Origin of the sequence: Neisseria sp. SLRRB23, from assembly GCF_050896295.1 — a bacterium.
Taxonomy (GTDB): domain Bacteria; phylum Pseudomonadota; class Gammaproteobacteria; order Burkholderiales; family Neisseriaceae; genus Neisseria.
In genome coordinates, this window is sequence record NZ_JBPBFH010000053.1 from 1 (window position 1) to 6038 (window position 6038).

The window sequence follows — 6038 nt, forward strand, 5'->3', positions numbered from 1 at the left end:
GATTTAGCGATTTTATTATCATACAATAAAGAACTTTTTATTAGACAATCAAGAGTAATGAGAAACGGAAATCCTTTGGTAGTTTCTCAAAAAGATTATATAGACTTACTAAAGCGAGGGTATATATATGATTTCTTTGACGATTACAAAATCTTTGAACTCTGGCTGTCTAGTAATGTGGAAAATTATCCAGAAAGTGAAGGCATATTTCCTTTGCCATCTCAGTATTTATAGGGGCAACGGCCTATGTCGCTGGAAAATGAAACTATTGATGGTGGCTCCTACCATTCATATGACCCCAACAATTACAATTTCCGTAAAGGAAAAAAAGAAAATATTAATTTTGATGATGACTTAACAAAGCCCCTTTCGCTTGGCTGTCAAAGGTGGTTGTTAAGAAAAGCAATCCCCCTTTGACGGGATGCAATATATAAAGGAATGGAAAATATGGTAACGTTTTCAAAAATCAGACCACTTTTGGCAATCGCCGCCGCCGCGTTGCTTGCCGCCTGCGGTACGGCGGGAAACAATGCCGCCCGCAAGCCGGTGCAAACCGCCAAACCCGCCGCAGTGGTCGGTTTGGCACTCGGTGGCGGAGCATCTAAAGGATTTGCCCATATAGGAATTATTAAGGTTTTGAAAGAAAACGGTATTCCTGTAAAAGTAGTAACCGGCACATCGGCAGGTTCGATAGTCGGCAGCCTTTTTGCATCGGGTATGTCGCCCGACCGCCTCGAGTTGGAAGCCGAAATTTTAGGTAAAACCGATTTGGTCGATTTAACCTTGTCCACCAGTGGTTTNATCAAAGGCGAAAAGCTGCAAAATTACATCAACCGAAAAGTCGGCGGCAGGCAGATTCAGCAGTTTCCCATCAAATTTGCCGCCGTTGCCACTGATTTTGAAACCGGCAAAGCCGTCGTTTTTAATCAGGGGAATGCCGGGCAGGCTGTGCGCGCTTCCGCAGCCATTCCCAATGTATTCCAACCCGTTATCATCAGCGGACACAAATATGTTGACGGCGGTCTGTCGCAGCCCGTCCCTGTCAGTTCGGCCAGGCGGCAGGGGGCGAATTTCGTGATTGCTGTCGATATTTCCGCACGTCCGAGCAAAAATGTCGGTCAAGGTTTCTTCTCTTATCTCGATCAGACGCTGAACGTAATGAGCGTTTCCGCACTGCAAAATGAGTTGGGGCAGGCGGATGTGGTTATCAAACCGCAGGTTTTGGATTTGGGGGCTGTTGGCGGTTTCGATCAGAAAAAACGCGCCATCCGGTTGGGCGAGGAGGCAGCGCGTGCCGCATTGCCTGAAATCAAACGTAAACTGGCAGCATACCGTTATTGACGCTATGCCGTCTGAACGTGTTTCCAGAAGGCTTTATCCATAGAAAAAAATACCCGAATCCCGTACAATACGCCCCTAAAATTTTGAAAGAACAAAAGAATCATGGAAGCCGAAGTAATCAACCAGCTCAACAACACCCTGAACGATTTGGAAAAGCGCAGCGAAGACATCCGCGTTTATATGGATTATCAGGGTAAGAAAGACCGATTGGAAGAAGTTGTCGGCCTTTCTGAAGACCCTGAGCTGTGGAACGACCCGAAACGCGCCCAAGAAATCGGCAAAGAGCGCAAAATCCTCGAAGGCATCGTATTGACGCTCGACAACATCGCGTCGGGCATCGAAGACAACCGCATGCTGATTGAAATGACCGTCGAAGAAAACGACGAAGAAGGTTTTGCCGCCGTGCAGGAAGACGTGTCGGGACTGGAAAAACAGATGGCGGATTTGGAGTTCAAACGGATGTTCAACCAGCCCGCCGACCCGAACAACTGCTTTATCGACATCACTGCAGGCGCGGGCGGTACGGAAGCGGAAGACTGGGCGGGTATGCTGTTCCGTATGTACAGCCGCTACGCCGAGCGCAAAGGCTTCAAAATCGAAATCCTTGAGGAAGACGACGGCGAAATCGCAGGCATCAACCGCGCCACTATCCGAGTGGAAGGCGAATACGCTTATGGTTTGCTGCGTACCGAAACCGGCGTTCACCGCTTGGTGCGCTATTCGCCGTTTGACTCGAACAACAAACGCCATACCTCGTTTGCCTCCGTGTTCGTTTACCCTGAAATCGATGATTCCATCGAAATCGAAATCAACCCCGCCGATTTGCGCATCGACACCTATCGCGCATCGGGTGCGGGCGGTCAGCACATCAATAAAACCGACTCCGCCGTGCGCATTACCCACGAGCCGACGGGGATTGTGGTGCAATGTCAAAACGACCGTTCTCAACACGCCAATAAAGCGGCCGCGATGGAAATGTTGAAATCCAAACTGTATGAATTGGAAATGCGCAAACGCAACGAAGAGAAACAGGCATTGGAAGAAGGTAAATCCGATGTGGGTTGGGGCAGCCAAATCCGTTCGTATGTTTTGGATTCCTCACGTATCAAAGACTTGCGTACAGGCTACGAAGTCGGCAACACCAAAGCCGTATTGGACGGCGACTTGGACGGCTTTATCGAAGCCAGCCTGAAACAGGGTGTGTAGTTTAGGCTGTATGCCGTCTGAAACCTGTGCCGTTTCAGACGGCATTTTTGCGTTTCGTGTTATAATCCGCGCCGCACACGGGACGGGCAGACAGTCGCCGCGTATCGCGTAAGGCATACGAGGAGGAAAGTCCGGGCTCCGCAGGGTAGAATGCCGGTTAACGGCCGGGCGCGGTAACGCGACGGAAAGTGGAACAGAAAGCAAAACCGCCGATGGCTGCTTTGGCAGCACAGGTAAGGGTGAAAAGGTGCGGTAAGGGCGCACCGCGCATTTGGTAACAATATGCGGCAGGCCAAACCCCATTCGGAGCAAGACCAAACAGAACGCAATGACGCTGCCCGCCGAGCGTTCGGGTAGGTTGCTTGAGCATACCGGCAACGGTATGCCTAGAGGAATGACTGTCCAAGACAGAACCCGGCTTACCGCCCGTCCGGTGTGCATCCGACACGCAAATGCCGTCTGAAACCTGAAATACGGTTCAGACGGCATTTTTATTTAGGCTGTGTTTTTATAGTGGATTAACAAAAACCAGTACGGCGTTGCCTCGCCTTAGCTCAAAGAGAACGATTCTCTAAGGTGCTGAAGCACCAAGTGAATCGGTTCCGTACTATTTGTACTGTCTGCGGCTTCGTCGCCTTGTCCTGATTTTTGTTAATCCACTATATATTTCGTTGATGCAACTCTAATTTAGTCGGACAAAATGCCTTTTATTCAATAGAACCGGTTTCCGCCCAAGCGGAAATAAACGGCTATTTCCCTTGCAAACAGACGGAGTCAGGCGGGTATTCAAATGACAATCGGCAGGCTCCGACCGGCTGTCGGGGCGGTTATTTCAGGGTGGGCGGAAGCCTGTCCTGAGTTTATGGCAAGGCAAAAAGCAGAGACTGGATATTTTAAAAATTATTTAATAAAAACAATAAAATATTTGCTTGCGTCCGCATAAAAAAGCCTTTGTATATTTTTCCCTTGCACTCGGTTGTTAAAAGGGGCGGTTCGGAAAAGTAACGTGCCCTTTTGATGAAGCGCGCCATATAGGGGGAATTGAAACCGGTATGGCGTTGCCCCACCTTGCCGTGATGATCTGTTTGAGTTATCCGTTTGAGGTGCGCGGGTACGGTTTGGCTTCATTATGCGGAAAAATGCCGTCTGAAGGGTTCAGACGGCATTGGCGCATCGGGGCAGGACTTAGTCTGTGCCTTCGAGCATTTTGTTCAATTTGGGGACGAGCAGGAGCAGCAGGAAGCCTGTGGCTGCGCCGATGTAGAACAGCAGCCGGTAGAAGCCGATTTCGTCGCCCGCCTGATAGCCTTTTTCAAACAATACGCCGCCTAAAGTGAAGCCTAATGAAAAGGCAAGGAAATTAAGGGCGACCATTTGGGTTTTGAATAAAGGCGGGGCGATTTTGGTGGAGATGGACAGCGCAATCGGGGAAATCATCAGTTCGCCTATCGTGATGGCGAGGACTATCAGTGCGAAAACCGCAATAGGCATCGGCGTGCCNGAGGAAATAAAGGGGACGAATCCCAAAAACGACGCGCCGGTAACAAATACCGCCATAGCGAATTTCAGCGGGGTTTTGGGCTGTTTGCGCCCCATTTTTGTCCACATTGCCGCCATCAGTCCGGAAAACAGGATGACCCACAGGCTTTGCATAGAATCTTTCCAGGCGACGGGTACGGTAAACGAACCGATGGTGCGGTTGACGGTTTCGTCGAAATAGACGGTTGCTACGGTGTAAATCTGAAACCAGACGGCCCAAAACATACAGATGGTCAGGAAAAGCGGGATGTAGGCGATGATGTGCCGTTTGTTGTCGGAACTGACGCGGGGGTTGGTCAGCAGGCGGGCGAAATAGGCGATGACGGCAAGGATGACGGTAGATAAGAGGATGCCAGAGAAATTGTCGAGGTTGACAAACCCGGTTTTGATGGCGGTTGCAAGTGCGGCGATGAGAGCAATGCCGACGGCGGCCGCAGTTTTGCCCTGTCCTTTTGAAAGCGGATGGGGGACGGTGGGATGGGGCAGGTTTTTACGTCCCAAGGAATAACGCCACAAGCCGAATGCCATACCGACCGCCGCCGCGCCGAAACCATAATGGAAACCAATGTTTTCTTGAAGCAGGCCGGTCAGCAGCGGGCCTAGGAAGCCGCCGATATTGATGGCGATGTAGAAAATGGAAAATCCCGCATCGCGCAGCGGGCGCATTTCGTCCTGTTCGTATAATGTGCCCACCATAGAGCTGGCCGTAGATTTCACACCGCCGCTGCCTAATGCGATGAATATCAGCCCGATTAAAAGGCCGTACAGGCCTGGGGCGGCGGCAAGGACGATGTGTCCGAGCATCACGACGATGCCCGAGAGGAAGAGGGTTTTTTCCGCACCCCATACGCGGTCGGCAAACCACGCGCCCAAAATGGTGGACAGGTACACGCTGCCGCTGTATGCGCCGACAATGCCGCCGGCGAGGGTTTTGTCTATGCCCAAGCCGCCTTTGTCGGCGGTGTAGTAGAGGTAAATCAGCAGGATGCCCTGCATTCCGTAAAATGAAAAACGTTCCCACAATTCGATATGGAAGAGGGTGGAAAGCTGGAAAGGGTGGCCGAAGAATGTTTTTTCTCCGGTGCGGGCGGGATGCCGGGACATAAAGGTTCTCCTAAAAGATTTTCTCTCAATGCCGTCTGAAACGGATGCGGACGGCGGCGGTGTTTTTTGTATGAAAATCGGTTTTTAACCGATATTTTCATTCTTTGTCAAATGATGCGCTGCCGTTTTTGCGGTCAAATGTTTTTATATTTGTTTCAATTCAACGGGTTGTATTTTAGAGGACGTATTCCGATACGGCGCGGGTAAAGCATTTTCAGTCAAGAGGCTTATCCGATAGGGCGGTTTTTTATAGTGGATTAACAAAAACCAGTACGGCGTTGCCTCGCCTTAGCTCAAAGAGAACGATTCTCTAAGGTGCTGAAGCACCAAGTGAATCGGTTCCGTACTATTTGTACTGTCTGCGGCTTCGTCGCCTTGTCCTGATTTTTGTTAATCCGCTATAAAGACCGTCGGGCATCTGCAGCCGTCATTCCCGCGCAGGCGGGAATCTAGTCTGTTCGGTTTCAGTTATTTCCGATAAATGCCTGTTGCTTTTCATTTCTAGATTCCCACTTTCATGGGAATGACGGTTCAGTTGCTACGGTTACTGTCAGGTTTCGGTTATGTTGGAATTTCGGGAAACTTATGAATCGTCATTCCCGCGCAGGCGGGAATATAGACCTTAGAACAACAGCAATATTCAAAGATTATCTGAAAGTCCGAGATTCTAGATTCCCGCTTTCGCGGGAATGACGAAAAGTGGCGGGAATGACGAAAGGTTGCGGGAATGACGGTTCGGGCATTCCTTAAATTACCCGTGTATCGCTGTAAATCTTAGAGATGGCGGAATATAGCGGATTAACAAAAACCGGTACAGCGTTGCCTCGCCTTAGCTCAAAGAGAACGAT

General features: G+C 50.0%; 4 protein-coding genes, 1 other RNA gene and 1 pseudogene. 5 read left to right on the top strand and 1 reads right to left on the bottom strand.

Annotated features, from left to right (window positions below; genetic code table 11):
- The 5 genes and pseudogenes from ACRPFF_RS10645 to rnpB all read left to right on the top strand — a co-directional run.
- A pseudogene (locus ACRPFF_RS10645) lies at positions 1–234 on the top strand (Imm26 family immunity protein); the annotation flags it as partial.
- Positions 235–246: 12 nt separating this feature from the next.
- A complete protein-coding gene (locus tag ACRPFF_RS10650; RefSeq protein WP_192880584.1) occupies positions 247–417 on the top strand; it encodes a hypothetical protein in 171 nt (56 codons plus the stop codon).
- A gap of 30 nt (positions 418–447) precedes the next feature.
- Positions 448–1341: a patatin-like phospholipase family protein gene (locus ACRPFF_RS10655; protein WP_432674639.1), complete on the top strand. Its 894-nt coding sequence runs from the start codon at positions 448–450 to the stop codon at positions 1339–1341.
- Between the two features lie 102 nt (positions 1342–1443).
- A complete protein-coding gene (gene prfB, locus ACRPFF_RS10660; protein WP_096108780.1) occupies positions 1444–2547 on the top strand; it encodes a peptide chain release factor 2 in 1104 nt (367 codons plus the stop codon).
- A gap of 78 nt (positions 2548–2625) precedes the next feature.
- Positions 2626–2985: RNase P RNA component class A (rnpB, locus tag ACRPFF_RS10665), an RNA gene on the top strand.
- Positions 2986–3732: 747 nt separating this feature from the next.
- Here rnpB and ACRPFF_RS10670 read toward each other — a convergent pair.
- Complete coding sequence (locus tag ACRPFF_RS10670; protein ID WP_432674640.1) at positions 3733–5190, bottom strand: oligopeptide:H+ symporter; 1458 nt, start codon at positions 5188–5190, stop codon at positions 3733–3735.
- Between the last annotated feature and the right edge of the window lie 848 nt (positions 5191–6038).